The sequence below is a fragment of the Yoonia sp. R2331 genome, from assembly GCF_041103235.1.
Lineage (GTDB): Bacteria > Pseudomonadota > Alphaproteobacteria > Rhodobacterales > Rhodobacteraceae > CANMYO01.
Map to the genome: position 1 here is coordinate 32,969 of NZ_JBGCUN010000003.1, position 24,200 is coordinate 57,168.

The 24,200-nt window shown below is 58.3% G+C and carries 23 protein-coding genes; 11 read left to right on the forward strand and 12 right to left on the reverse strand.

Features of this window, described 5'->3' with window-relative positions; all coding sequences use genetic code 11:
- Positions 1-6: 6 nt before the first annotated feature.
- From AB3Y40_RS18105 to folK, 3 genes are all read right to left on the reverse strand, one after another.
- Positions 7-2,145, reverse strand: a complete 2,139-nt coding sequence (locus AB3Y40_RS18105; RefSeq protein ID WP_369440293.1) for a RelA/SpoT family protein — start codon at positions 2,143-2,145, stop codon at positions 7-9.
- 40 nt (positions 2,146-2,185) lie between these two features.
- Complete coding sequence (rpoZ, locus tag AB3Y40_RS18110; protein WP_369440294.1) at positions 2,186-2,542, reverse strand: DNA-directed RNA polymerase subunit omega; 357 nt, start codon at positions 2,540-2,542, stop codon at positions 2,186-2,188.
- 84 nt (positions 2,543-2,626) lie between these two features.
- Positions 2,627-3,178 (reverse strand): 2-amino-4-hydroxy-6-hydroxymethyldihydropteridine diphosphokinase, encoded by a 552-nt coding sequence (gene folK / locus AB3Y40_RS18115; RefSeq protein ID WP_369440295.1) that lies wholly within the window; start codon positions 3,176-3,178, stop codon positions 2,627-2,629.
- Between the two features lie 135 nt (positions 3,179-3,313).
- Between folK and AB3Y40_RS18120 the strand changes: the two genes are divergently transcribed.
- Positions 3,314-3,892, forward strand: a complete 579-nt coding sequence (locus AB3Y40_RS18120; protein ID WP_369440296.1) for a LabA-like NYN domain-containing protein — start codon at positions 3,314-3,316, stop codon at positions 3,890-3,892.
- A gap of 43 nt (positions 3,893-3,935) precedes the next feature.
- Here the strand turns inward: AB3Y40_RS18120 and AB3Y40_RS18125 are convergent, their stop codons facing one another.
- Positions 3,936-5,840 (reverse strand): hypothetical protein, encoded by a 1,905-nt coding sequence (locus AB3Y40_RS18125; protein ID WP_369440297.1) that lies wholly within the window; start codon positions 5,838-5,840, stop codon positions 3,936-3,938.
- 136 nt (positions 5,841-5,976) lie between these two features.
- Here AB3Y40_RS18125 and ispH point away from each other — a divergent pair, with 136 nt between their 5' ends.
- From ispH to AB3Y40_RS18160, 7 genes are all read left to right on the forward strand, one after another.
- Complete coding sequence (ispH, locus tag AB3Y40_RS18130) at positions 5,977-6,927, forward strand: 4-hydroxy-3-methylbut-2-enyl diphosphate reductase (protein ID WP_369440298.1); 951 nt, start codon at positions 5,977-5,979, stop codon at positions 6,925-6,927.
- 64 nt (positions 6,928-6,991) lie between these two features.
- A complete protein-coding gene (locus AB3Y40_RS18135; RefSeq protein ID WP_369440299.1) occupies positions 6,992-7,663 on the forward strand; it encodes an HAD family hydrolase in 672 nt (223 codons plus the stop codon).
- Positions 7,664-7,673: 10 nt separating this feature from the next.
- Entirely contained in the window at positions 7,674-8,132 is a 459-nt protein-coding gene (locus tag AB3Y40_RS18140) for a YdeI/OmpD-associated family protein (RefSeq protein ID WP_369440300.1), read from the forward strand.
- Between the two features lie 2 nt (positions 8,133-8,134).
- Positions 8,135-8,575 (forward strand): DUF3429 domain-containing protein, encoded by a 441-nt coding sequence (locus AB3Y40_RS18145; protein WP_369440587.1) that lies wholly within the window; start codon positions 8,135-8,137, stop codon positions 8,573-8,575.
- A complete protein-coding gene (locus AB3Y40_RS18150; protein WP_369440301.1) occupies positions 8,575-9,171 on the forward strand; it encodes a class I SAM-dependent DNA methyltransferase in 597 nt (198 codons plus the stop codon). The genes AB3Y40_RS18145 and AB3Y40_RS18150 overlap by 1 nt, the downstream gene beginning before the upstream one ends.
- The gene (gene rnhA, locus AB3Y40_RS18155) at positions 9,164-9,616 is read left to right on the forward strand and encodes a ribonuclease HI (RefSeq protein WP_369440302.1); all 453 of its coding nucleotides are present in this window, start codon (positions 9,164-9,166) and stop codon (positions 9,614-9,616) included. The genes AB3Y40_RS18150 and rnhA overlap by 8 nt, the downstream gene beginning before the upstream one ends.
- A complete protein-coding gene (locus AB3Y40_RS18160) occupies positions 9,613-10,236 on the forward strand; it encodes a trimeric intracellular cation channel family protein (RefSeq protein ID WP_369440303.1) in 624 nt (207 codons plus the stop codon). The genes rnhA and AB3Y40_RS18160 overlap by 4 nt, the downstream gene beginning before the upstream one ends.
- A gap of 70 nt (positions 10,237-10,306) precedes the next feature.
- Here AB3Y40_RS18160 and AB3Y40_RS18165 read toward each other — a convergent pair whose 3' ends face one another.
- The 7 genes from AB3Y40_RS18165 to AB3Y40_RS18195 form a co-directional block, all read right to left on the reverse strand.
- The gene (locus AB3Y40_RS18165) at positions 10,307-11,278 is read right to left on the reverse strand and encodes an NAD(P)H-quinone oxidoreductase (protein ID WP_369440304.1); all 972 of its coding nucleotides are present in this window, start codon (positions 11,276-11,278) and stop codon (positions 10,307-10,309) included.
- A 545-nt stretch (positions 11,279-11,823) separates the two neighbouring features.
- The gene (locus AB3Y40_RS18170) at positions 11,824-12,711 is read right to left on the reverse strand and encodes a branched-chain amino acid ABC transporter permease (protein WP_369440305.1); all 888 of its coding nucleotides are present in this window, start codon (positions 12,709-12,711) and stop codon (positions 11,824-11,826) included.
- Between the two features lie 3 nt (positions 12,712-12,714).
- Positions 12,715-13,428: an ABC transporter ATP-binding protein gene (locus AB3Y40_RS18175; protein ID WP_369440306.1), complete on the reverse strand. Its 714-nt coding sequence runs from the start codon at positions 13,426-13,428 to the stop codon at positions 12,715-12,717.
- 10 nt (positions 13,429-13,438) lie between these two features.
- A complete protein-coding gene (locus tag AB3Y40_RS18180) occupies positions 13,439-14,587 on the reverse strand; it encodes an ABC transporter substrate-binding protein (RefSeq protein WP_369440307.1) in 1,149 nt (382 codons plus the stop codon).
- On the reverse strand, positions 14,584-16,467 hold the full coding sequence (locus AB3Y40_RS18185; protein ID WP_369440308.1) for a branched-chain amino acid ABC transporter ATP-binding protein/permease: 1,884 nt from the start codon (positions 16,465-16,467) through the stop codon (positions 14,584-14,586). Before AB3Y40_RS18185 ends, AB3Y40_RS18180 begins: the two co-directional genes overlap by 4 nt.
- On the reverse strand, positions 16,467-17,111 hold the full coding sequence (locus AB3Y40_RS18190; RefSeq protein ID WP_369440309.1) for a cysteine hydrolase family protein: 645 nt from the start codon (positions 17,109-17,111) through the stop codon (positions 16,467-16,469). The genes AB3Y40_RS18185 and AB3Y40_RS18190 overlap by 1 nt, the downstream gene beginning before the upstream one ends.
- Positions 17,108-17,881, reverse strand: coding sequence for an N-formylglutamate amidohydrolase (locus AB3Y40_RS18195; protein ID WP_369440310.1), 774 nt, complete (start codon positions 17,879-17,881; stop codon positions 17,108-17,110). The genes AB3Y40_RS18190 and AB3Y40_RS18195 overlap by 4 nt, the downstream gene beginning before the upstream one ends.
- Before the next feature lie 81 nt (positions 17,882-17,962).
- On the opposite strand from AB3Y40_RS18195, the gene AB3Y40_RS18200 reads away from it, so the two are divergent.
- Genes AB3Y40_RS18200 through AB3Y40_RS18210 form a run of 3 tightly spaced genes read left to right on the forward strand, consistent with a single transcriptional unit; the run spans position 17,963 to position 23,110 of the window.
- Positions 17,963-18,802, forward strand: coding sequence for a MurR/RpiR family transcriptional regulator (locus tag AB3Y40_RS18200; protein ID WP_369440311.1), 840 nt, complete (start codon positions 17,963-17,965; stop codon positions 18,800-18,802).
- Positions 18,803-18,804: 2 nt separating this feature from the next.
- Positions 18,805-20,106, forward strand: coding sequence for a type I glutamate--ammonia ligase (locus tag AB3Y40_RS18205; protein WP_369440312.1), 1,302 nt, complete (start codon positions 18,805-18,807; stop codon positions 20,104-20,106).
- A 10-nt stretch (positions 20,107-20,116) separates the two neighbouring features.
- Positions 20,117-23,110: an aminotransferase class III-fold pyridoxal phosphate-dependent enzyme gene (locus AB3Y40_RS18210; RefSeq protein WP_369440313.1), complete on the forward strand. Its 2,994-nt coding sequence runs from the start codon at positions 20,117-20,119 to the stop codon at positions 23,108-23,110.
- A 114-nt stretch (positions 23,111-23,224) separates the two neighbouring features.
- Here the strand turns inward: AB3Y40_RS18210 and AB3Y40_RS18215 are convergent, their stop codons facing one another.
- Positions 23,225-24,106, reverse strand: coding sequence for a LysR family transcriptional regulator (locus tag AB3Y40_RS18215; protein WP_369440314.1), 882 nt, complete (start codon positions 24,104-24,106; stop codon positions 23,225-23,227).
- Positions 24,107-24,200: the final 94 nt, after the last annotated feature.

Below are 24,200 nucleotides of genomic sequence, written 5' to 3' on the forward strand. Positions count from 1 at the left end.
CGCCCGCTACGATGCGTCCTGCTGCGCCCGCGCCCGGGCCGGATCACGATACCGCAGGATCGAGGACACGGCGCTTTCAGCATCAAGGGCGGTCATCACCCGGTGCAGATGCGCGGCCTCGCTGAGGTCTACGTCGATCAGAAGCCTATAGTAATCTGGTTTGCGGTCGATGAACTTCAAATCCGAGATATTGGCCTTCTGCTCTCCGATCAATGTGCAAATCCGACCCAGCACCCCGGCATCGTTGCTGATCGCCACATCGAGGGTGACGGCATTGATGGCGCGGTGGTTGCCTTCGGCCCAATGCAGGTCAATCCAGCGGTCAGGCTGATCTTCGTATTCGACAAGAACATCGCAATCGATGGCATGGACAACAACACCCTGCCCCCGGAACGCAATGCCGACGATGCGTTCGCCCGGCAGCGGTTGGCAGCATGGCGCGCGCTGGTGGGGTTGATCAGCGGTCAGACCCACAACGGCGCGGCCTGCGTCAATCTTCTCGCCACCCTTTTCGGCCAGTTCGGGGTAGATCGCGCGCACGATCTGGCGCGCCGACATTTCAGCGCTGCCAAGGCGCACCAGCATGTCGTCCACATCATCCAGCGCCAGCGTCTTGGCCGCTGTGCGCAGGGCCTTTTCGGTCAGCCGCTTGCCAATCGTTTCAAATGCCACCCGCGCCAATTCACGGCCCAGCCGGATATAGCGGGTGCGATCTTCCTCGCGCAGGCTGCGCCGGATCGCTGTCTTGGCGCGACCGGTCACGGCAATGTCGATCCACGTGGCTTGCGGTGTCTGGCCTTCGGCGGTGATCACCTCGACCGATTGCCCGTTCTTGAGTCGGGTCCAGAGCGGCACCCTCAGCCCATCCACCTTGGCGCCCACGCAGGCCATGCCGATGCGGGTGTGGATCGCAAAGGCGAAATCAATCGGTGTCGCCCCACGGGGTAGTTTGATCACATCGCCCTTGGGCGTGAAGCAGAACACCTGGTCGGTATACATCTCGAGCTTGACCGCTTCGAGAAATTCGTCGTGATCCTGGTCATCATCCAGCCGTTCGGTCAGCGCCGAAATCCATTTCACCGGATCAACGGCAAAGCGGTTTTCGACCCGTTCACCGTTCCGATATGACCAATGGGCCGCCACCCCGGTTTCGGCCACTTCGTGCATTTCGCGGGTGCGGATCTGCACCTCGACCCGCTTACCGTCCCGCCCCGAGACGGTGGTGTGGATCGAGCGGTAACCGTTGGTCTTGGGCTGGCTGATGTAGTCCTTGAACCGGCCCGGCACGGCGCGCCAGCGTTGGTGGATCGCGCCGAGCACACGATAGCAATCCGCCTCTGTCGCGGTGATGACCCGAAAGCCGTAGATGTCGGACAGCCGGGAAAAGCCCTGGTCCTTTTCCTGCATTTTGCGCCAGATCGAATAGGGTTTCTTGGCGCGGCCTGCGACCTCTGCGCTGATGCCCGCTTTTTCCAGTTCCACCCGCATGTCGCTGGTGATGCGTTGGATCACATCGCCGGTTTCGCGTTGCAGCGTGATAAAGCGGCGGATGATGGAATTGCGCGCCTCTGGGTTCAGGACGCGGAATGCCAGATCTTCCAGCTCTTCGCGCATCCATTGCATGCCCATGCGGCCCGCGAGTGGCGCGTAGATATCCATCGTCTCGCGCGCTTTTTGCGCCTGCTTTTCCGCGCGCATCGACTTGATCGTGCGCATGTTGTGCAGACGATCAGCCAGCTTCACAAGCGTGACGCGCAAATCCTTGGACGTCGCCATAAAGAGCTTGCGGAAATTTTCGGCCTCTTTCGATTGGGTCGAGGTCAGTTGCAGGTTCGTCAGCTTGGTCACACCATCGACCAATTCCGCGATTTCGCGGCTGAATCGCTTTTCGACCTGCGCAAAGGACGCATCGGTGTCTTCGATGGTGTCGTGCAAAAGTGCGGTGATCAGCGTGGCATCATCCATCTGCATTTCTGCGAGGATCAACGCCACAGCGACAGGATGAGTGAAATAGGGCTCGCCTGAGTGGCGGAACTGCCCGTCGTGCATCTGCGCGCCATAGGCAAAGGCGTCGCGCAGCATCTTTTCATGTGTTCGGGGGTTGTAGGTGCGAACCAGCGCGATCAGATCGTTGTCAGTCGTCATGCTGGTCCGGCGCCCTTACAATGTGGCCGGTTGCGCGGCCTTAACGCTGCCCCTGCGCTTCCATCAGCGCCCGCAGCAGTTTCTCTTCGCTCAGATCATCCTCGGCCGGTTTGTCGGCGGCTTCGGCACCCATCAGCAAGGACATGCTGTCCTCTTCGGGTTCATCAACCTCGATCTGGGTCTGGTTGGCTTCGATCATGCGCTCGCGCAGGTCGTCCGCCTGCTGAGTTTCATCGGCAATCTCGCGCAGGGACACGACAGGGTTCTTGTCGTTGTCGCGGTTGACCGTGATCGGCGCACCGGCAGAAATTTCGCGCGCACGGTGTGCGGCGAGCATGACAAGTTCGAACCGGTTGGGAACCTTATCGACGCAATCTTCTACGGTGACGCGGGCCATTGGCGCACTCCTGTCCAGACAAAGCGGTATCGCAAGCCCTTCATCTAAGGGCTGCGTTCTGGATTGACAAGTCGATTCGGGCGGCTAGTCCAAAGCGACTACGGCGGCGATATCGGCAGGATCACAGCGCGCCAGCATGGCGTCCACATCAAGGCCCAAAACCGGATGGACCCAGGCGGGACACAGATCGCGCAGAGGCACCAGAACAAAAGGCCGATCCTGCGCGCGCGGATGCGGCAGGATCAGCTGATCCGGGGCCTTTTGCATTTGCTGGTCAAGCGGCAGGTCGTGCCAGCGCTGCCAGACAGCCAGATCAGGTGCCACGGTGTCGCCATATGCGATCAGATCAAGGTCAAGAACCCGTTGCCCCCAACGCTGATCCCGCACCCGGCCTGCATCCGCCTCCAACCGGTGCAAATGGACAAGTACGTCCTTGGGCGACAGGGTCGTTGGCACAGAAAAAACCGCATTGGCAAAGTCGGGACCCGCGCCCGGCGGAAACGCCGGGGTGCGATAGATTCGGCTGGCTGACACAGGCGCACCCAGTGCCAAGGCCAGATCTCGCTTGCACTTTTGTACAATTGCCGCCGCGTCAACTATGGTCGCAGTTGCGTTACTTCCTGCGGAAATCAGCACTTTTGGGCCTATTCGGTCCGTTTCGGGGCATTGTGTCAAAACGAAAACATCCTATTATCGACATGTTTTGCGAAACTAGACCACTCACATACGACCCACCACTCTCGCAGAACATACATTTTGGAAGGACGATTAATGTTTTATCGTGACGAGCGCCTGGCGCTCTTCATCGATGGATCGAACCTGTATGCGGCTGCCAAGTCGCTGGGGTTTGACATCGACTACAAGTTGCTTCGTCAGGAGTTCATGCGCCGTGGCAAAATGCTGCGCGCCTTTTACTATACGGCGCTCTTGGAGAATGACGAGTATTCACCCATCAGGCCGCTGGTTGATTGGTTGCACTACAACGGTTTCACCATGGTGACGAAACCGGCCAAGGAATACACCGACAGCATGGGCCGTCGGAAGGTGAAGGGGAACATGGATATCGAACTTTGCGTCGATGCCATGGAACTTGCACCGCATGTGGACCACATCGTGCTGTTTTCCGGCGACGGTGATTTCCGCCCGCTGGTCGAAAGCCTGCAGCGCAAGGGTGTGCGTGTCTCGGTTGTCTCCACCATCCGCAGCCAGCCACCGATGATCGCGGACGAGCTGCGCCGTCAGTGCGACAACTTCATCGAACTTGATGAATTGCGCGATGTTGTGGGCCGCCCACCGCGCGAGCCGCGCCCGGCAGAGGATGCCGACGAAGAAATGATTACGGCCAAGTAGTCAGGTGGTGGGCCGGATCGCTGGCCCATCCCACCCTGCCCGGCTAAAGCGGTTCTTTGTTCTTGGACCGAAAGCTGGAGCCCCAGCCGATATACAAAAAGAACGCTGATACGGCGGCAATGCACGCAGGCCAGAAGAACAAGCGCTGCATCTCAGAGAACCATCCCGCCAACGCAAGTGCTGCCCCCCAGATCACCAATGTCGCCAGAAAGCGATAGATTGCTCCGCTGTTGGAGTTGGCGTCAGATTTGAAGTCCAGATGTGTGTAGTCGCGCCCGTTCCTGGGGTTGTCGTCGATAAAGCCAACCGTATCGCCATCATAGTTGCCGCGGCCAAAGTAGATCATGTCAAACACCTGAGAAATCACCGTCCGGTTCTGAAAATACGCGGAATGCGCCGCGCCGGGACTGGGGAAATGCAGGTTTGAGATATGCACATTGTTGACCCGGTTCGTCATGCTGTCGGCCCCCGTGGGCGACTGCAAACTGCCAGAGATCACATCGGCCAGATCCCAATAGTTGACCCAATGGATATAGGGTTGCGATTCATTGCGGCTGAAGGGCGGTGACTTGATATCGCCGCGCATGGATTCGTAGGCGCGGCTATAGTGGGCAAAGCCTGTGCGGTAACTTTCGAAGAAGTAATTGATCTTGTCGATGGGCGAGGCAATCGTGACCAGATGCCGGATTTTGGTCAGCGCCACCGGCCCCTTCATGACATCGCCATTGTTGTTGTGGCCGTGATTGCGCTGCGCCAGCGCCAGCAGTGTATCATGCGCCACCGAGGTGCCCAGACTATGGCCCACCACGATCACCCGCTTGCACTTTGGATCGCTGAGCACATGACGCATCACGTCCATGCCTTCGTTCAGTACCGCTTTGCGCCGTTCATGCAGCGCATCGGTTTCCGACAGGCTGGCCCATGCCTCGACGTCGCCCATAAAGCTGCCCAGAAACTTGCCCAGACCGCCCGCAATCGCCAAAGACCCCGCAAGCCCGGCGGCCGTCGTCCAATCCGCCGAAAGCCAGTCCGGCACGGGTATGTTGAACCCTGTCAGATAGTCGGTGGTCAGGGACAGCAGGCTGAGCACAAGGCTGACAAAGACCCCGGCCACCATCAGGCCGGCCAGTGCAACGGTGATCATTACGCCCAGATTGAACACCTCAATATAAAAATATTTCCACCACCACGTCTTTGCCAAACCGGTCAGGCGGGTGGCCTTGTCGGGGTCATCGGCGTGGGTCCGTTTCAGAAACGTCTCAAAGGCGCTGAACTTGCCGCTGTCTTTCAGTGCGGCAGTGGTTTCGCCGCCGTCGCTGGCAGGGTCATCGTCTTCGGGGGTCACGCCGCGGCCAAAGAGATAGTAGGTGGTCAACAAATCCTCAAAATCCGACTTTGGCGTGCCTTCGGGCTTTTCAGCGGCGCGTTCGGCCATCTCGGCAAGGGTCGCGCGGCGCAGGCGCTGCCGTTCGCGCCAGGGTGTGACCATCATGATGAAGGGTCGCCAGATCTGCCGCATGATCCATTTGGTCACACCCAAGGGGTTGCGACCCTGCGCCATTTGCGGGGCCCAATACACCTCAAAAAAGCGCGCCGCGCGCACCGGATCTGGCTTGCCGTCCGCGTTCTTGTTGCTGTGACCTTCGGCGAAATGGCGGGTCTTAGTATAATAGACCTGCTCTTCGTTGCGGTTCTTGACGCGGTGCGGTTCGCTGACGGTCTTGATCTCTTTGAGGTAGCCAAGCGGTTGCCCGTGCACATGTCTTGAACGGCGCAAATAGGTGTCGATGCTTTCCACAAGGCGGCTGACCTCTTCCATGCGGCGCTGTTCGCCCATGCCATGAAAATAGATCACGCCGACGTAGCCTTCCGTCACCTCGCCCGGGACAGAGTCGGCCTCTTGAATCGGCGGGTCGCCTTCGTGGGTAATCACGTCTTGTTCGGTCATCAAATCACCTGTGGAAAATTGAAAACGGTCGGAATAATGCGCCCAGCCTAATCGCAACCCGCATTTGCGCCAAGTCTGGTGGCTGCGACGTGGTTGCGTCTGGACCTGTGCGGCCAAAGTGACTAGCTCTAGGCGCATGACACAACAGCCCTTGACCCTGTACCTTGCTGCGCCGCGCGGTTTCTGCGCGGGCGTGGATCGCGCGATCAAGATCGTAGAGATGGCATTGGACAAATGGGGCGCACCGGTCTTTGTGCGTCATGAGATCGTGCACAACAAATTCGTGGTCGACGGGCTGCGCGACAAGGGTGCGGTATTCGTGGAAACGCTGGATGAATGCCCCGATGACCGCCCTGTGATCTTTTCCGCCCACGGTGTGCCCAAGGCCGTGCCCGCCGCCGCCGCCAAGCGCGAGATGGTCTATGTCGACGCCACCTGCCCACTGGTCAGCAAGGTCCATATCGAGGCGCAGCGCCACGCGGACAACGGCTTGCAGATGATCATGATCGGCCACGCGGGCCACCCCGAAACGGTTGGCACCATGGGGCAGTTGCCCGATGGCGAAGTGCTGTTGGTGGAAACCGTTGAAGACGTGGCAACCGTCGCGGTGCGCGATCCGGACAAGCTGGCCTTTGTGACGCAGACCACACTGTCGGTAGACGATACGACTGATATCGTGGCCGCCCTGCAAGCGCGGTTCCCCGGCATCGTCGGCCCGCACAAGGAAGACATCTGTTACGCCACCACCAACCGGCAAGAGGCGGTCAAGGCGATGGCGCCAAAGTGCGACGCGATGCTGGTTGTTGGCGCGCCAAATTCCAGCAATTCCAAACGCTTGGTCGAGGTTGGCGCGCGTGCCGGCTGCAACTACGCGCAACTGGTGCAGCGTGCCACCGACATCGACTGGCGCAGCCTCGAGGGGATCAAGAGCATGGGGATCACAGCCGGTGCCTCTGCCCCCGAAGTGCTGATCAACGAAGTGATTGACGCCTTCCGCGACCGCTATGACGTGACCGTGGAAATGGTCGAGACCGCCGTCGAAAACGTCGAATTCAAAGTGCCGCGCGTGCTGCGCGAAACGGCCTGAGCCGCGCCGCCCTGGTGGGCGATCGCCCTAACCTTGGCCCCTCCCCAACACCCGGATCATCCCGATGCCCCACACAACCCCCAAAGGCGTCATTTTCGATATGGACGGCCTGCTGCTGGACACCGAGCAACTTTATTTTGACGCTTTCCGCCGCACTTTGACGGCCCTTGACCTGCCGCAGGATGATGCGCTGTTCCAAAGCCTTGTGGGCACCAACAACACGCTAGGGAACCAGCTGTTGACCGCCGGATTGGCCGGGCGCGTCACATTGGAGGCGTTTAATGTGATCTGGGACGCGGACATCGCGCAAGAAATCGCGAAAGGCATTCCGGTCAAACCCGGTGTCCGCAGCTTGGCGCTGGCGCTGCAGGATGCCAGCATTCCCTACATCATTGCCACAAGCACCCGCACCGCGAAGGCGCATAAACATCTGGACCAATCCGGAATTGCGGACCTGTTTGGCGACGTGGTTGGCGGTGATCAGGTGAGCGCCAGCAAACCCGCGCCCGATATCTATCTACTCGCTGCCACCCGTCTTGGGCTTGATCCGGCGACCTGCGCCGCCTTTGAGGATTCAGAGAACGGCGTGCGGGCAGCCCATGCGGCTGGCATGATCACCGTGCAGGTGCCTGACACCGTGCCACCAACCGATGAGTTGCGCGCGCTGGGGCACCACATCGCACCTGATCTGTTATCAGGGGCGCGGCATATTGGGCTTCGCCCAGCCGCGTGCTAAGTCACGCGCCATGACCGACTACATCACATTTGAGGGCCGCGTGGTGCCGATGATCTGGGGCGAAAGCACCTATACCGTGCTGCCTCTGCCCGATGAGGTGACAGCGGAACTTGCAGCGCAGGGAGCCCGCCGCGTTGAGGGTGAACTCAACGACTACCCGGTCAACCTCGCCCTGACCAAAGCGCCAGTGATCGATCAAACATTCGTTTACGCAGGGAAATCTCTGTTGCGCGACTGTGATATCACCCCCGGAGAAGTGATCGACGTGCGTCTGCGCAAGGCCGATCCAAATCTGGTCGAGGTGCCAGAGGATTTGACCCTCGCCCTGCGAGCTGCAGAGGCGACACACCAATGGGACGCCCTGACGCCCGGCAAACAGCGCGGGCTGTTGCATGGTGTCACCTCCGCAAAACGGGCGGAAACACGCGCCAAGCGGATTGCCTTGCTGATCAAGGAGCTTGCCCGCTGATGCTGCGACAGATCCCACGCGGGCCGCTTTTGCTTGGTCTTGCAGGCCTCCTGCCGTTTCTTTGGGGTGCTCTGACGCTGCTGATCCCGGACCTAGGGACCTGGGCGCAAATGAACCTTGGCGGGCGCTTTGTCGGTCCCTTTGTGCAGCTGTCTTATGGGACGATCATCCTTGCCTTCATGTCCGGTGTGCTTTGGGGTTTTGCCACAAAGTCAGACGGTTGGATCGGCTACGCCCTGTCCGTGATCCCCGCCCTTTGGGCGTTCTTCATGGTTGGCGGCGGCCCTACATCTGCCGCGATCAACCTCGCCGTGGGGTTCCTTGGGCTTTTGCTTTTGGACCTGCAATTCTGGCAAAAAGGGCTGACGCCGCGCTGGTGGATGGCGCTGCGTGTCCTGTTGACCACCATCGTTGTCCTGACCCTTTTGCCATTGATCCTGTGATGCCCGACGCCAAGACAATTCAATTTTATGACACGGCGGCTGCGCGCTATGCCGCATACGTAGACACCCCTAAACCCAGCGCGCACCTGACCGCCTTCATGGCGCTTTTGCCTGCGGGTGGCCGGGTGTTGGACCTTGGGTGTGGACCTGCACGCGCCTCGGTCCATCTGCGTGATGCCGGGTTTCGGCCTGACCCGGTAGATGCCTCGCAGGGGATGGTTGATCTGGCCAATCGGGACCATCAGATCGGCGCGCGTTTGATGACGTTCGACGGGTTGGATGCGGTGGCAGCCTATGACGGGGTCTGGGCCAATTTCTCTTTGCTGCACGCACCCGCGGCCGACCTGCCGCGCCATCTTTTGGCGATTGCGACCGCGCTGAAGCCAAACGGCGTGTTCCACATTGGGATGAAGACCGGCACCGGAGAGGACCGCGATGCGATTGATCGGTTCTATAGCTACGTCACCGTGCCCGACTTGCAGCGCCTTCTGAGTGATGCAGGCTTTGACGTCCTTGATATTCATGAGGGCAAAGAGGTTGGCTGCGCCGGCACCAATGACCCCTTTGTCGTGATGCGGGCGCGCAAACATGGCTGAGCTTTTCGCCTATACAGATGGGGCTTGTTCGGGCAACCCCGGCCCCGGCGGCTGGGGCGCGCTGTTGATCGCGCGGCAGGGTGATACTGTTCTGAAAGAGCGTGAGATGTCCGGCGGGGAAGCCCAGACGACCAATAACCGGATGGAGCTGATGGCGGCGATCACCGCTTTGGAAACATTGGATAAACCATCCAAGATCACGATTGTGACGGACAGTTCTTATGTCAAGGACGGGATCACCAAGTGGATTTTCGGATGGAAGGCCAAGGGCTGGAGAACCGCCAGCAAGAAGCCGGTCAAGAACGAAGAGTTGTGGAAGCGGCTGGATGACGCCACCCAGCGCCATGATGTGACGTGGGAATGGGTCAAAGGCCACGCGGGCCACCCCGAGAACGAGCGCGCGGACGAACTGGCACGGGCCGGGATGGCCCCGTTCAAGCCATGACACTGCTTGCCGCACTTGATTACGCCTCGGTCTTTGTCTTCGCCCTGACCGGCGCGCTGGTAGCGAGCCGGGCGCAGTTGGACATCGTTGGGTTCGTCTTTGTCGCCAGCCTGACGGCGGTGGGTGGGGGCACGCTGCGCGATGTGCTGCTGAACCGCGACACGGTGTTCTGGATCGCAAACCCCTATTTCATTGGGGTCGCGACGCTTGCGGCTTTGATCGTTTTTCTCTCTGCCCATCTGTTGGAAAGCCGCTATCGCAGTATCGTCTGGTTTGATGCCATGGCCCTCGCCGTTGCGGTCCCGGCAGGGGTTGGGGTGTCGTTTGCGATGGGCATGGACTGGCCCGTCGTGCTGATCATGGGGATCACCACGGGGTGTTTTGGCGGGCTGATGCGGGATGTGGTCTGCAATGAAGTGCCGCTGGTGCTGAAACAGGGCGAGCTCTATGTGACCTGCGCACTGGTTGGTGCGGGCGCGGCGGTGCTGGCCGATTTTGCCGGTTTGTCTGCGCCAGTTGCACTGATGATCTGCGGTGGTGTGACCTTTGCCTTGCGCGGCGGCAGCATCGCCTTTGGCTGGCGTTTGCCAGTATACAAGAGCTTCCCCCCCCGCCAGTGACGTCGCAATCTGGGCGGGGCCAAAATCTTTGAAAGATTTTGGACACAGACTTTTTCAAAAGTCTGGCGCCTCAGGCCACCCGCAGCACGATCTTGCCGATATGTGCGCTGCTTTCCATGCGGGTATGGGCCGCAGCGGCATCTGCCAGCGCAAATTCCTGATCCAGCACCGGTGCGACCGTCCCGGCTACCAGCAACGGCCAAACCTGCGCGCGCAGCGCATCCCCAATGCGCGCCTTTGCCAGGTCCGATTGCGGGCGCAGGGTTGAACCTGTCATCGTCAGGCGACGGGTCATCAGTTGCACCAGATTCAGCTCTGACTTGGGGCCTTGCAGAAGCGCGATTTGCACAAGGCGACCGTCATCGGCCAGGGCTTTGAGATTGCGCTGAATGTAGGGCCCGCCGACCATATCGAGGATGAGGTCCACCCCGCCGTGGTTGCGCATGACCTCAACGAAATCAGCGTCGCGGTAGTTGATGGACTGTTCTGCCCCGAGCGCCGTGCAGGCGGCACATTTCGCATCCGATCCCGCGGTCGCAAAGACTCGTGCGCCAAAGGCACGGGCCAATTGGATCGCCGTCGTGCCAATACCGGAAGAGCCGCCATGAATCAGAATACGCTCGCCCGCTTGCAGGTTCCCGCGCATGAACACGTTGGACCAGACGGTAAAGAAGGTCTCTGGCAGGCAGGCCGCTTGTTTGAGGCTCAGCCCATCCGGCACAGGCAGGCAATGGGCAGCCGGAGTGGCCACGTATTCCGCATAGCCCCCACCGGGCAAGAGCGCGCAAACCTGATCGCCAATCGCAAGATCGGCGACACCGGTGCCAAGGGCCACGATTTCACCAGAGGCCTCGAGCCCCGGCAGGTCGCTGGCCCCTTTGGGCGGGTCATACAGCCCCGCGCGTTGCAGCGCGTCGGGACGGTTTACCCCTGCATAAGCCACTTTGATCACCACCTGATCATGACCCGATTCCGGCATCGGCCGCTCCGTCAGTTGCAGGACATCCGGCGGGCCGGGTTGGGTGATCTCGATGGCTTGCATAGGGTGTCCTTTCGCCGCGTTGGGTTATGGATATGGTGGCAGGGGCCGGTTGCCAAGATTGGCGTGGCTTTCGGCTGACGTCACTGGCCCACCCAGGCCGGGCCATCAATGTCCCGCATGTGGCGACCCGGGATTCCCGGTGAAGCGTTTTATGGTCCCTGTGGTCAATTTTCTTATCGTCGGCGAGCGCGCGCAGCGTGAAGATTTCTGCAATAGCGTAGATTTTTCGGCCGCTGTGCCACGAGGTGATCGGCCATTCATGCGAACTGCAGCGAGAACGAGATCCCCACAGAACAAGTTGTGGGACGAAAAGGTCTTATACGGATGCGGTTGTTGCTGCCGCAGTATTTTTTCCCACCCGATGCCGCTTTAGCACTGCGATACCAACTGGATGAGCCCTACACACTCTTCCTGCGGGTCGCCGTTGTTCCAAAACTCTGACGAAGAACAGGGCCGGCTGCACTGCCATCATCCCCAACGATGACCACAAACGTCCCAACTAGTGTCGTGCTCGGTATCCATTTTCTGGAGGGTCGACGATGTGTTTACGAACGTGCGCCGCTACGTGCGGGCATTAAGCCATCGGGCCGGACCAGAAGGGCCGCAATCACCGCACTCAGTACGATGGCATCGCGGTAAGGTGCCAGCGCATCGGGAAGAAATGCCTGTGTCAGCACTTCGAAAGTCCCGACGACAAAGCCCCCCAAGACAGCACCACCGAGGCTGCCAAGCCCACCAAGGACCGTTGCAATGAATGCCTTCAGGACAGGGAAGAAGCCCATCATCGGGTCAACAGAACCCCGCTGAGCGGTCCAGATGACAGCCGCGACGCCAGCAAGGAGGCCCGATATCGCAAAAGATATGGCCACGACACGGTTTGCCTTTACCCCAAGCATGCGCAGCATTTCAAAATCTTCTGCAGCCGCGCGCATGGCCATCCCCACTGCTGTTCGCCTGAGGACAAATGTAAGCAGTCCCAGCGAAATGATCGTGATCAGGATTGATACCGTCGGGGCAATGCCGATCGTCATGCCAGAAATCTGAAATGTTCCCGACCAAGAGGAGGGAAACGAAATAGGCACTGGGCGCGGTGATATTCCATTCTGGAAGAGAATCTTCAGTATCTCGGATACGGCGAAACTTGTGATCAGGAGTGAGATGACATCGGCCCCGCGCATCGCACGAAAGGCTGCCCTTTCCATTGCAAGCGCCATGACGACAGAAGCGCCAATCCCAACTGTCAGAGCCGCGAGCGGCGGAAAACCGAAAGCCATCGACAGGAAAATACCATACCCGCCAAAGGTCATGATTTCTCCGTGGGCAAAGTTGATCAGCTGGACGATGGAAAACACAATTGCCAGTCCAAGCGCCAGCATCGCATAGGTGCCACCGAGGCTTAGCGCGTTGATAAGTTGTTGAAGCAGTTGATCCATTGTTTATGCCGCCAAATATGCAGATTTAAGAACATCATTGTTGGCCAGGTCTGCAGGTGTCCCGGATGCCGCGACCGCCCCATTTGCCAGCACCACCGCGTGATCGGCCACTTCCAAGGCGAGTGATGCATTTTGTTCAACCAAAAGAATCGAAATCCCTTCGTCGCGGAGTTCTTCCACGATAGAGAAAATCGCGTCGACCATTTGCGGTGCAAGGCCAAGGGACGGTTCGTCCATCAACAAGAGCTTTGGCGCACTCATTAAGGCGCGTGCGACTGCCAACATCTGTTGCTCTCCCCCTGACAAAAGACCGGCAAGCTGTTTCCTTCGTTCGCCAAGGATCGGAAAACGCTCCATCATTTCACGTCGTCGAACAGTGGAAACGTCAGCGCTGCTCACCGCTGAACCGGCGAGTATCAGGTTCTCTTCCACGGAGAGGGACGCAAAGATGCGCCGCCCCTCTGGGCAGATGCCAACGCCCGACCGCACAAGGGCGTCGGGCGTCGACTTGTTCGCGTTTTTCCCAAAGATGGATACCTCGCCAGAGGCCACGGGTACGACGCCCGCAATTGCCATCAGCGTGCTGGATTTACCCGCGCCATTCGCGCCAAGGAGGGTTGTGATCCCACCTTTTGCCACAGAAAAACTAATTCCGCGGACAGCGTTGACGGGCCCGTATCGGACCTCAAGCGCATTTACATCAAGGACAGCATCCATCGTTGTGATCTCACGGGTTGGGAAGTGTTTCGGGATCGGCAAGCGCGCGCATCACGAACTCTTTTTCACCCGCCTCTGAAATCCGTGCCACGACAACATCGCGAAGCGGCATTCTGTCGGTGCCTGCAAAGGTGAAGTTGGACATGATGCCCTCGCCATCTTCGATTTCGGCCATTGCTGCGGTGACTGCAGCAGGGTCGGTCGAGCCTGCTGCCGCGACGGCCTGTTCGATCATATGGGCGATGTCACAGCCGTTTACGTAATAGTTGTTGTCAGGTGTTGCGCCGGTCGCCGCTTCGAACCGCGCGACAAAATCGGCATAAGGCGATCCTTCATCGGGAAAACCGCCTGATGTGTGCAACACACCTGTCACGACATCACCCAACCCGCGCACCGTTGGGGTATCCAACGCATCGCCGCCCATCACCTGGGTATCAAGCCCCGCACCGCGCAACGCCCGGATAAACGCAGGGAAATCGGGTTCCCATGCCCAGGTCACGATGACATCCGGTGCGGAATCCGCATTTTGGATATTTGTGACGATCGCGGAAAAGTCAGGCTGGTTGAGGGAAAATGTACTTTCTCCCACGACGTTACCGCCGAGCTTTTCGAACACCTCACCGAAATACCGCGGCCCGCTGAGTGTGTAGGCACTGTCCGGTGAGGTAAGAAGCCATGCGTTCTCTAACCCGGCCTCTCGCGCATGGCCGGCAAGAACGGCGGCTTGCTGGTTATCTGCCGGATAGCTCCCGAAGACATGCGTGCCGACTTGCGTCAGGACGGGTGCGGTGCCGGCGAAGGTCATTGTCGGGACCATATCCGCGGCGGTGATCTGTGCCGCCGCAATTGTCGGGTCTGCATCTGCGGACGACACGATAAACTGCGCGCCGTCATCCAGCATTTCCTGAACAACCTGCACACCCATCGCAATGTCAGAGCGCGTGTCCTTGACGATAAGCCGGACCGGGAGTGTCCCGTTCAGGCCGCCATTGGCGTTCATCTCATCAATGCAAAATTGAAATCCGGCATAGGACGGCCCGTCATACGATGCCAGATAACCCGATTGCGCCGACATGACGCCGATTACGTATTCATCTGCGAATGCAGTGCCACTCACGGCGACCAGCGCACTGGAAAGTAGAATTGCCTTCATCTTCATGTCATTTCTCCTTCTGTTGGTTCTGTGCGGTCTGGGCGTGTTTTGTTTTCGGCGGCGCGTGCCGCACGGCCGCGCCCTATGTAAGCCTCAATGACTTGTGGATTGCCCCGCACCGTTTCCGGCGTTCCTTCGGCAATTTTCTGACCGCGGTTCATCACCACGATGTGGCTGGACAATCGATTCACGAAATGGAGATCGTGATCGATGAGCAAAATTCCAATGTTGCGCTCACTGCGGATCGCCAGGAGACGATCAGCAAGATCATCGGTCTCGGCCGGGTTCATCCCCGCCGCCGGTTCATCAAGGAGTAAGATCGCCGGATCTTGGGCCAGCGCACGGGCAATTTCGAGCCGCTTGCGGGCGCCATATGGCAGGTTATCTGCCTGCATCGCCGCAATGTCACCCAGATCGAACGCCTCCAGTTCGCGGATGGCAATGGCGTTTGCCTCTGGCCGGGTGCATCCTGCGGCCAATGCGGCAACAAGCACGTTTTCAAAGGCCGTGAGGCCGGAAAACAGTCGCAGGTTCTGGAAACTGCGCGCAACGCGGTGGTCTATTATGCGGTGACGGGGAAGCCCCGTGAGGTTCGTGTCGCCCATATGAGCTGTGCCGACATCGGCGTCATATTGGCGCGTCAAAAGGTTCACCAATGTTGATTTTCCAGCGCCATTGGGACCAATCAAACCGGTGATCTGGCCAGTCGGGGCGGTGAAGCTGACATTATCCACCGCCTTTACACCGACGAAGGACTTTGAAAGGCCCTTGGCCACCAGTGCGGTATCGCCGATTGGGTTGGGCTTGGGGGCAGGTTTGGTGTTGCCTTTGATCCGTCGCAAGAAATTGGCATCCGCGCCGGGCCCAAGTTCAAACGCCCCGACAATCCCTTGTGGCCGCAGCCAGATCACCAGCAAGATCGCGAGGCCAAGGGAAATTGTCGTCAGGCCGAAAACCTCGGGGAAGGTCACCCCTGCAAACGAAATGCCGCCTTCCAGATTTCGGACCGAATTCTGCAAAAGCGCGACCGCGATTGCGCCCACAACGGCACCGCCGACAGAACTCATCCCGCCCACGATCATCATGACAATCAAACCAAAAACGAGGCTCAGATAAAATGACGCCGGCGAAAAGGCACCAAGAATATGGCCGTAGAGCGCGCCTGCAACTGTCGCCATCATACCCGAAAAACTCCACGCGATAAGGCGGGCGCGGCGCGGGGAGATTCCAAGCGCCGTCGCAGCATCCTCATCATCACGCACCGCACGGACAAACAGGCCCCAGCGGCTTTCGCGATAAAGGCGGGCAACCAGAATGAATATTACGGCCGCAAACAACAGGACAGGCAAATCTGTGAGGCGCGGAACGCCATAGAACGTCTGACTGCCCCGCGTAAAATCCCGGGCGCTGATCGCGATGGAATGAACAATAATGAGAAGCCCAAGGGTCGAAATGGCGGCGGACGGTCCCAAAAGCCGTGCGATTGCACTCCCCGTGAGCAACGCAAATGCCAGCCCGGCCAGAATGACAAACGGCAATGCAGCCCAGATTGAAAGCTCATGTCCGGCCAGCCACCCCGGAAGATTGGGCAATGCAGATCCTTGGAGGCCGGCGGGCATCGTCAGAATGCCGGACAGATAGGCCCCCAATGCCATAAATGCACCATGGCCAAAGGACACGATGCCTGTATTGCCGCAGAACATCGCCAAGGCCACCACGGCAGTGACGTTGACGCACAACAGCACCGCGATGCGTTCGCCTGTTCGCCCAAACACCAGCGTCAGCAGAACGACCGTCACGATCAAAGCCCCGATCGCGGTCAGCGTGCGCAGCCAGTTTGCAATGCGAAGTCGCGATGCGTGGGATTGCAAGACCGTTTCGGACATCAGCCTGCGCCTGCCAATTCAGACACCAGCTCTTTTGTGGTGACCTGTCGGCAATAGCCCTGAATGGCCCGCAGGGAATTTTCGTGCCGATCCTGCGAATAGGTCAGGCAGGCATCGGTGACCTGTGTGACCAGATAGCCCAGATCACAGGCGTCCCGGATCGCGCTTTCGACACATTGATCCGTGATCAGCCCCGAAATGACGATTTGACGCACTCCCAAGTTGCGCAAAACATAATCAATATGCGTCGAGACAAAGACAGAAGACGACGATTTGGGCAGTACGATTTCATCGCCCTTGGGTGCGATCTGATCAATCACCTTTCCGTCCCAACTGCCTTTGGGCACATTGAACCCCGTGATCTTGTAGTCGAGTGAGCGATCCCGCCCATCAAGGGTGAGGCTTTCGATGGTGGTATACATCACCTCGACACCCGCATTGCGTGCCGCGTTCTGGAGGGCCTGCATATTGGGAACAACGCGGGTTTCCAGTTGTTCGAAATACCAGCTATACTTCGCCGCGAATTCATCAGGGGGCAGATCTTTGAATTCAGCGCCCTGCCGATGGGCGGAAAAGTTTTGGGTATCGACAAACAAGAGAGCCGATTGCTGCGGCACCAGCGGAAGATTTCGGGTCAAGGTCATGTTTGTTTTTCCATCACAGCCGAAATGGCATCGGTCAGCAGCCCTGCCCACATCTCGCAGTCATCATCGGTGGAGATGTTGTCATTCCTGATTTCGATCAGGGCATGAGCAATCTGGCGCGACTCAGCGTGTTTGGGGATGAACCAATCGGTTTCATCATCAATCTGGTAAGGTTGGTTCACCGCAAGGGTCAGCGCGGGTTGCTGCCCTGCGATGACGTTCATCATGTCATGCGCTGTGTCAGTATCCTGTCTGCTTAGAAAACCTGCATCCCATGGCCGCACATCACCGCCCCCGAGGGTTGGGTTAAAAGAGTGGATTGAGAAACAGGCACTGCGCGGTGAGCGAGCAAACAACTCGCTTAGCGCAGTGTCCATCGGCAGAAAAATCTCTGTGACGCGCTGGGTCCGCTCTTTGGGAGATATTGCCATGTTGCCAGGGACCGGGACGCCATCAACCTCGGTCGTTATTGCGTGGGGCCCTTCCGGGGGGCGATTGGCGTCGATCAACAATCGGCTGTAATTCTGCAGAACCAGCGGCGCGTTCAACCGCGCGGCCACTGAACGCGCCACAACCTGCGCCCCGATGTCCCAACCACGGTGACTGTTGATCACGGCTTCTGATAGGCCCAGATTGCCCAGTGACTTTGGAATTGCCCGTCCGGCATGTTCACAAAGCAACACAACCGAAGCCCGACTGTCAGGGTTCACGATATCAATTGGATCTGGGTCCAGATCGCTAAGAATCGTCTCTGTGGCATCAGTTGTCATTTAGGAACCGTAGGAGAAATTTAATTTCACTGTCAACTTATTTGATATTGACTGAAAATTCATTTTCACAATACTGGCCCCATGACTGTAAAAGACATGATCGAAAGAGCCGCTGAACACCTTACGCAATCCGAGCGAAAACTCGTTGCGGCGTTGCTGTCAGATTACCCGTTCGCCGGGCTGCTCAACATTCAGGAACTCGCCAGCGAGGCAAGTGTATCTGCGCCTTCGATTTCCAGATTCACAGCCAAAATCGGGCTGTCCGGTTACCCGGAAATGCAACGACTGCTTCTGGAAGAGTTACGCAGCGGCGAAATTTCACCTGTGGATTTGCACGACTCCGGCAAGCGGATCGAGGGCAGCTATCTGGCGGGTTTCCTGAGCAGAGCCGCCAGTCAGATTGAATCTGCGGGCCGGGCCATAACCGACGAACAGTTTAACCGGATAACGGCGCTTCTGTCAGATCCCAAACGTCAGGTTTTTGCTTTAGGCGGACGTATCAGTGACACGATCGCACGGCATATGACGTTCCACCTCGATCAGTCGCGCGTGGGTGTACACCATATTTCGCGCGACCCTGAATCCTGGCCCGGTCATATTTTGCGCATGAATGCAGGCGATGTGGTTTTTCTGGTGGATTTCAGACGGTACGAACCGGCGCTGGCGCGTTTGGCAAAGGCCGCCGCAACCAAACGGGTGAAAATCGTACTTCTGACGGACAGTTGGATTTCTCCAATCAAGAAAAACGCGGCTGAAGTGCTTGCGGTTCCCATTGAAACCGGCACTGTCTGGGACAGCTATGCTGCGGCCCTTGCGATCGTCGAGGCCATCGTCGCCAGTACAGCAGAAGTGACCTGGGACGGGACGCGCACGCGCATCGAATCCTGGGACGCCACCCGCATCCTGACATCGGAGACATAGGTATGAGCGATCTGGTTTTTGCCGCGACGTGTGATTTGGCAGGTAAGGTCCGGGGCAAAGCGTTTCCCGCAGATCAATTGAACAAACGGTTGCAGCGCGGCGTCGGCTGGACGCCGACCAATGTGCAAATCACCTGTTTTGACGGAATTGCCGAAAGCCCATTCGGGTCTTTTGGTGATCTGCTTTTGGTGCCGGACGAGAAAGCGGATGTGTGTGCGACATTTGGTGCCACGACCGAAAGATTCATGCTTGGGGATATTGTCACGTTAGATGGTGATCCTTGGGATTTCTGTATGCGTTCCCTGCTGCGCGCGGCGCTTGACCGGTTGCGCGCACTTGCAGGTGTCGACGTGTTGGCCGCGTTTGAGCATGAGTTTCAGCTGAAGGGGGATTCAGACATCACGGGCGGCGCGTTCGGGCGATCTGCGTTCGAACCCCGCCGCGCGTTTTGTGAAACCCTGATCGCAAAAATCGCTGAGGCCGGGCTGAGCCCTGACAGCATCATGAAAGAATATGGCGCAAATCAGTTTGAGGTTGTTATCGGTCCGGAACTCGGTGTCCGTGCTACCGATGCATCCGTTATTGTTCAGGAGATCACCCGCTCGACCGCACGGCACGTGGGTGAAACGGCGACTTTCGCTCCGATCCTTGACCCGGCCGGGGTCGGCAATGGCGTCCATGTCCACATGAGTTTTCTGCACAAGGACGGCTCTCCGGCAACGCATGATCCCGAAGGACCTTGTGGCATGTCTGCCTTGACAGCGGCCTTTTCCGCCGGGGTTCTGAAGTATCTCGACAGTATTTTGGCCCTGACCGCGCCCTCGGTGGTGTCTTATCTTCGGCTGACGCCACACCGATGGTCTGCGGCCTACAACAATCTTGGGTTTCGCGACAGAGAGGCATCGCTGCGGGTTTGCCCCGTCACAGCCCAGGATCCAACAAGCGTTGCGCGTCAGTTCAATATTGAATTCAGGGCCGCCGATGCTGCTGCTTGCCCGCATCTGGCACTGGCGGCAATTGTCCACGCGGGGTGTCAGGGTATTGAGGACAATCTGCCTGCGCCATCACCCACCGAGGAGGATCTATCCCTTTTGTCAAAAGACGAACTGACATCACGCGGGTTGGTGCGATTGCCGCAAACGCTGGAATCCGCGCTGGACCTGTTTGCAAACAACCCAACGGTCACAGGATGGTTTCCAAAAGGATTTGCAAGCGTTTACGTGGCCCACAAAACCGCCGAGATGGACCATGTAAAAGGGATGGATACTGCCCAGAAATGTGCTGCGTATTCCGAAACATACTAGGATGGACATGATGAGCCATTGGCAACAGGCGCTGGCAGATAAATGGCATATCCACACGACTCTTACCCAGCTTGACGGCGAATACGACCTTAATTTTCTGGCGCGCGACGATGCTGGAAACGGTTTCATCCTGAAGGTCATGCGCCCGGATTGCGAAGAGTGGTTGGTTGACCTGCAGGTCCGCGCGTTCGAGCATTTGGCAAAGCGCGAACCAGATTTGCCGTGTCCAAAGGTGATCCCCGCCGCCAACGGGGAGGCCTACGCAACGATCAACGATGCCGCCGGTCGACCACGACTTGTGTGGCTTTTGAGTGAACTCTCAGGGCGCTGCTATGCCGAAATGAAGCCCAAAAGCCCTGCGCTGGCCCATGAGATCGGGCAGATATTGGGCACCTGCGCCAAAGCACTCAGCGACTTTGCGCACGACAAACTGGCCCGCGATTTCAAATGGAACCTTATGCAAGCTGGCTGGATTCGTGACCAACTGTCGTGCCTGACGGACCCAACCCGAAAAGCCATGATCGACACGATTTGCGACGGGTTTGATGCCGTGCTGCCGACCCTAACCGCGTTGCCGCAGCAGGCTATTCACAATGACGCCAATGATTACAATATCCTCGTCGCAGGTCAGTTGAATGAACCGCGCCGGGTCTCTGGTTTGATTGATCTGGGCGATATGTGCAAAGCGCCGCGCATTTGCGATCTTGCCATCGCGGCGGCCTATCTGGTGCTGGATGTTGACCATCCAGAGGCCATGCTGGCGGCGCTGGTTGCGGGCTTCCATAGCACCGCGCCGTTGACCGCCGCCGAGGTTGATCTGATCTGGCCGCTTGTTCGCATGCGGCTTGCCGTCAGCGTTGTCAATTCCACCCTGATGGCAAAGGACAACCCGAACGACCCCTATGTGACGATCTCGCAAGCGCCAGCTTGGAGGTTTCTTGAAGGCAACGATCTTGACCCGAAATTGCTGAACGTGCGCCTGCGCGCAGCCTGTGGCCTGCCAGTGGTTGAGGGGGCGGACCGGGTTTTGAAATGGATCAGCACCGAACGCGGTCATTTTGCCCATGTCATGGGACAGGATATTTCAGATGCCCCGATGGGGTCACTATCGGTCGAAAACGCCAGCACCCCGCTAAACCCCTTTCATTTGCCCCAGGAAGAAGCCGCCTTGATCGGGCAGGAGTTCAACGACAAGGGCCGAGTGTGGCTGGGCTATTATAACGAACCTCGACTGATCTATGCTGATCCGGCGTTTCGCAACGGGCCATGGAAAGCGAGCGATCGACGCACGGTTCATTTGGCGGTGGATGCATTTGCCCCCGCAGGCACCCCGATCTTCGCTCCGCTCGATGGCACCGTCTATTTGGCCACGTATCGCGAAGGGCATCTGGATTACGGTGGCTTGATCATCTTGCGCCATGAAACCCCTGCGGGGGATGCGTTTTACACGCTGTATGGCCATCTGGATCCCGAATTTCAGGATAGGCTGAGCGCAGGCGATATGGTGTCCAAAGGGCAAGCATTTTGCCAATTGGGTGATCCCACAATGAACGGCGGCTGGGCGCCTCATTTGCATTTTCAAATGGCACTGACCATCGATGGCATGGGCTTAGACTGGCCCGGTGTGGCAGATCCGGATGATCTGTACCTTTGGAATGCGATCTGCCCCAATCCTGCGGCACTGCTGAATGTTCCAGATGGCAATGTGCTTTATCAACCGACCGACAAGGCGCGGATTGCCGCCGAACGCCGCGCGCATTTCGGGGGCAACCTGTCGTTGACCTACAACGACCCGATCATGCTGGTTCGGGGCTGGAAACACCACATGTTCGACGAATGGGGCAGACCATACCTTGATGCCTACAACAACGTCCCCCACGTCGGTCATGCCCATCCCCGGATTCAGGCCGTGGCTGCGGATCAGCTGAAGCGGATGAATTCAAACACCCGATATTTGCATCCGGCCCAAACGGCATTTGCCGAAAAGGTACTGTCAAAGCTGCCCGACACGTTCGAAACCTGCTTTTTCGTCAATTCAGGGAGCGAAGCCAACGAATTGGCCCTGCGCCTTGCCCGTGCGCAGACCAACGCCAGAGGAATTGTCACGCCCGATCACGGCTATCATGGCAACACGAACGAAGCCGTCGCAATATCGGCCTACAAATTCAATAAACCGGGCGGAGTTGGTCAAGCGGGTTGGGTCGAATTGGTCGAAGTGGCCGACGACTATCGCGGATCCTTTCGCAGGGGCGATCCGGAACGCGCGCAGAAATACGCAGACCTCGTTCGTCCGGCCATCGCCGCGTTGCAGGCGAAAGGCCACGGCGTCGCTGGCTTTATCGCCGAGACTTTCCCCTCGGTCGGGGGACAGATTATCCCGCCGATTGGGTATCTGGCGGCTGTCTATGAAAAGATCCGCGCGGCCGGTGGGGTCTGTATCGCCGATGAGGTCCAAACCGGATTGGGCCGTTTGGGCGACTACTACTTTGGCTTCGAACAACAAGGCGTTGTGCCGGACATTGTGGTGTTGGGCAAACCGATTGGCAATGGTCACCCGATTGGTGTGGTCGTCACGACCAAGGAAATCGCCGCACGCTTTGACAATGGGATTGAGTTTTTCTCGACCTTCGGTGGGTCGACGCTTTCATGCAGGATTGGCAAAGAGGTTCTGGATATCGTCGACGATGAAGACCTTCAGGGGAATGCGCAGCGCATGGGTGCGCGCCTTATGAACGGGCTAAAGACGCTTGAGGCGCAATTTGCCTGCGTCGGTGATGTGCGGGGCATGGGGCTTTTCCTGGGGGTGGAACTGATCAATCCAGATGGATCGGAAGCGACCGAAATCTGTGCTTACATCAAGAACCGTATGCGGGACCACCGCATCTTGATTGGAAGCGAAGGGCCCAAGGACAACATACTCAAAATCAGGCCGCCCATGACGATTGAGGCGGACGATGTGGATATGATCGTGACTGTGCTCGATAGCGTCCTATCGGAAGTTTAAACGCGCTGGGCTCTGCGCCCAGCCGATTCAGGGGGCAGAAAAGCGAACATTTATGTGCCTCTGTGCGTGTTTTCACCGTGCCGAGCAAAAAGGTAAGGTGGGTCTTTCTGCCGCTCATAAGGTACCGACAATCCAGGTCATGAATTTCTCGACCTGAGGCTTGATCGGAGCCTGTTCCGGCCAGACGAGGAAATACTGCCCATCGGTGTGGGTCGGGCTTCCAAACGCCGAGGTCAGCCTGCCACGCGCGATCTCGGACTGCGCCAGATAGTCCGGCAACAGCGCAACTCCCATGCCGTGAACGGCGGCTTGTGCCATTGTGGAAAACTGATCGAACAACATCCCCGGAACAGCGCCGACACTCACACCCTGACGGCCAAACCAGTCTTGCCAAGCACCGGATCGCGTTTCCAGATGTAGAAGCGGCAAGTCCGTCAAGTCAGCAACGCTGGCGAGGGGCTTTGCCAGAAAACTTGGCGCGCAGACTGGCAACAGCTCTTCGCCGGCAAGGCGCAGATACCCAACGCCCGGCCAGTCTTGGGCGCCGTAGTGGATGGCGGCATCCAGCGGTTCGCGGTCAAAATCAAATGGCCTGAGCCGCGTCGACAGATTGACAGTTACTTCGGGATGCTCCACCGCGAATGATTTCAGGCGCGGGGCCAGCCAATGCATCCCGAACGCAGGCAGGATCGCCAGATTAAGGCTACCACCCGCCGGATTTGCCCGTAGGCGCAGCGTGTTTTGCGACAGATCAGCCAGCATGGCGCGTATCTGTCCGCAATAGTCATGTGCCGCAGGTGTCAATTTCAAACCAACGCCGTCACGCACCACCAGTTTGACGCCAATCTGCCCCTCCATGACTTTGATCTGTCGACTGACTGCGCTGTGGGTCAACGACAGTTCGTTTGCCGCAGCTGTCGCCGTGCCCAGCCGGTCAACCGCTTCCAATGCAAGAAGAGACGGAATGGACGGAAGATAACGGCGGGGACCAAACATGTGAGTTTTTCTCAAATAGATGCGCGTGAGTCTTGATAGCCGTTTGCATTAAAACATGGCAACACAAGATAGCTGTCCACCCTTGGCCGTGAGA

What these genes read in the sequence shown, in the direction of transcription:
- AB3Y40_RS18105 (WP_369440293.1), bottom strand. Translation starts at nt 2,145, where the DNA reads ATGACGACTGACAACGATCTGATCGCGCTGGTTCGCACCTACAACCCC.
- rpoZ (WP_369440294.1), bottom strand. Translation starts at nt 2,542, where the DNA reads ATGGCCCGCGTCACCGTAGAAGATTGCGTCGATAAGGTTCCCAACCGG.
- AB3Y40_RS18120 (WP_369440296.1), top strand. Translation starts at nt 3,314, where the DNA reads ATGTTTTATCGTGACGAGCGCCTGGCGCTCTTCATCGATGGATCGAAC.
- AB3Y40_RS18125 (WP_369440297.1), bottom strand. Translation starts at nt 5,840, where the DNA reads ATGACCGAACAAGACGTGATTACCCACGAAGGCGACCCGCCGATTCAA.
- ispH (WP_369440298.1), top strand. Translation starts at nt 5,977, where the DNA reads ATGACACAACAGCCCTTGACCCTGTACCTTGCTGCGCCGCGCGGTTTC.
- AB3Y40_RS18135 (WP_369440299.1), top strand. Translation starts at nt 6,992, where the DNA reads ATGCCCCACACAACCCCCAAAGGCGTCATTTTCGATATGGACGGCCTG.
- AB3Y40_RS18140 (WP_369440300.1), top strand. Translation starts at nt 7,674, where the DNA reads ATGACCGACTACATCACATTTGAGGGCCGCGTGGTGCCGATGATCTGG.
- AB3Y40_RS18150 (WP_369440301.1), top strand. Translation starts at nt 8,575, where the DNA reads ATGCCCGACGCCAAGACAATTCAATTTTATGACACGGCGGCTGCGCGC.
- rnhA (WP_369440302.1), top strand. Translation starts at nt 9,164, where the DNA reads ATGGCTGAGCTTTTCGCCTATACAGATGGGGCTTGTTCGGGCAACCCC.
- AB3Y40_RS18160 (WP_369440303.1), top strand. Translation starts at nt 9,613, where the DNA reads ATGACACTGCTTGCCGCACTTGATTACGCCTCGGTCTTTGTCTTCGCC.
- AB3Y40_RS18165 (WP_369440304.1), bottom strand. Translation starts at nt 11,278, where the DNA reads ATGCAAGCCATCGAGATCACCCAACCCGGCCCGCCGGATGTCCTGCAA.
- AB3Y40_RS18170 (WP_369440305.1), bottom strand. Translation starts at nt 12,711, where the DNA reads ATGGATCAACTGCTTCAACAACTTATCAACGCGCTAAGCCTCGGTGGC.
- AB3Y40_RS18175 (WP_369440306.1), bottom strand. Translation starts at nt 13,428, where the DNA reads ATGGATGCTGTCCTTGATGTAAATGCGCTTGAGGTCCGATACGGGCCC.
- AB3Y40_RS18180 (WP_369440307.1), bottom strand. Translation starts at nt 14,587, where the DNA reads ATGAAGATGAAGGCAATTCTACTTTCCAGTGCGCTGGTCGCCGTGAGT.
- AB3Y40_RS18185 (WP_369440308.1), bottom strand. Translation starts at nt 16,467, where the DNA reads ATGTCCGAAACGGTCTTGCAATCCCACGCATCGCGACTTCGCATTGCA.
- AB3Y40_RS18190 (WP_369440309.1), bottom strand. Translation starts at nt 17,111, where the DNA reads ATGACCTTGACCCGAAATCTTCCGCTGGTGCCGCAGCAATCGGCTCTC.
- AB3Y40_RS18195 (WP_369440310.1), bottom strand. Translation starts at nt 17,881, where the DNA reads ATGACAACTGATGCCACAGAGACGATTCTTAGCGATCTGGACCCAGAT.
- AB3Y40_RS18200 (WP_369440311.1), top strand. Translation starts at nt 17,963, where the DNA reads ATGACTGTAAAAGACATGATCGAAAGAGCCGCTGAACACCTTACGCAA.
- AB3Y40_RS18205 (WP_369440312.1), top strand. Translation starts at nt 18,805, where the DNA reads ATGAGCGATCTGGTTTTTGCCGCGACGTGTGATTTGGCAGGTAAGGTC.
- AB3Y40_RS18210 (WP_369440313.1), top strand. Translation starts at nt 20,117, where the DNA reads ATGAGCCATTGGCAACAGGCGCTGGCAGATAAATGGCATATCCACACG.
- AB3Y40_RS18215 (WP_369440314.1), bottom strand. Translation starts at nt 24,106, where the DNA reads ATGTTTGGTCCCCGCCGTTATCTTCCGTCCATTCCGTCTCTTCTTGCA.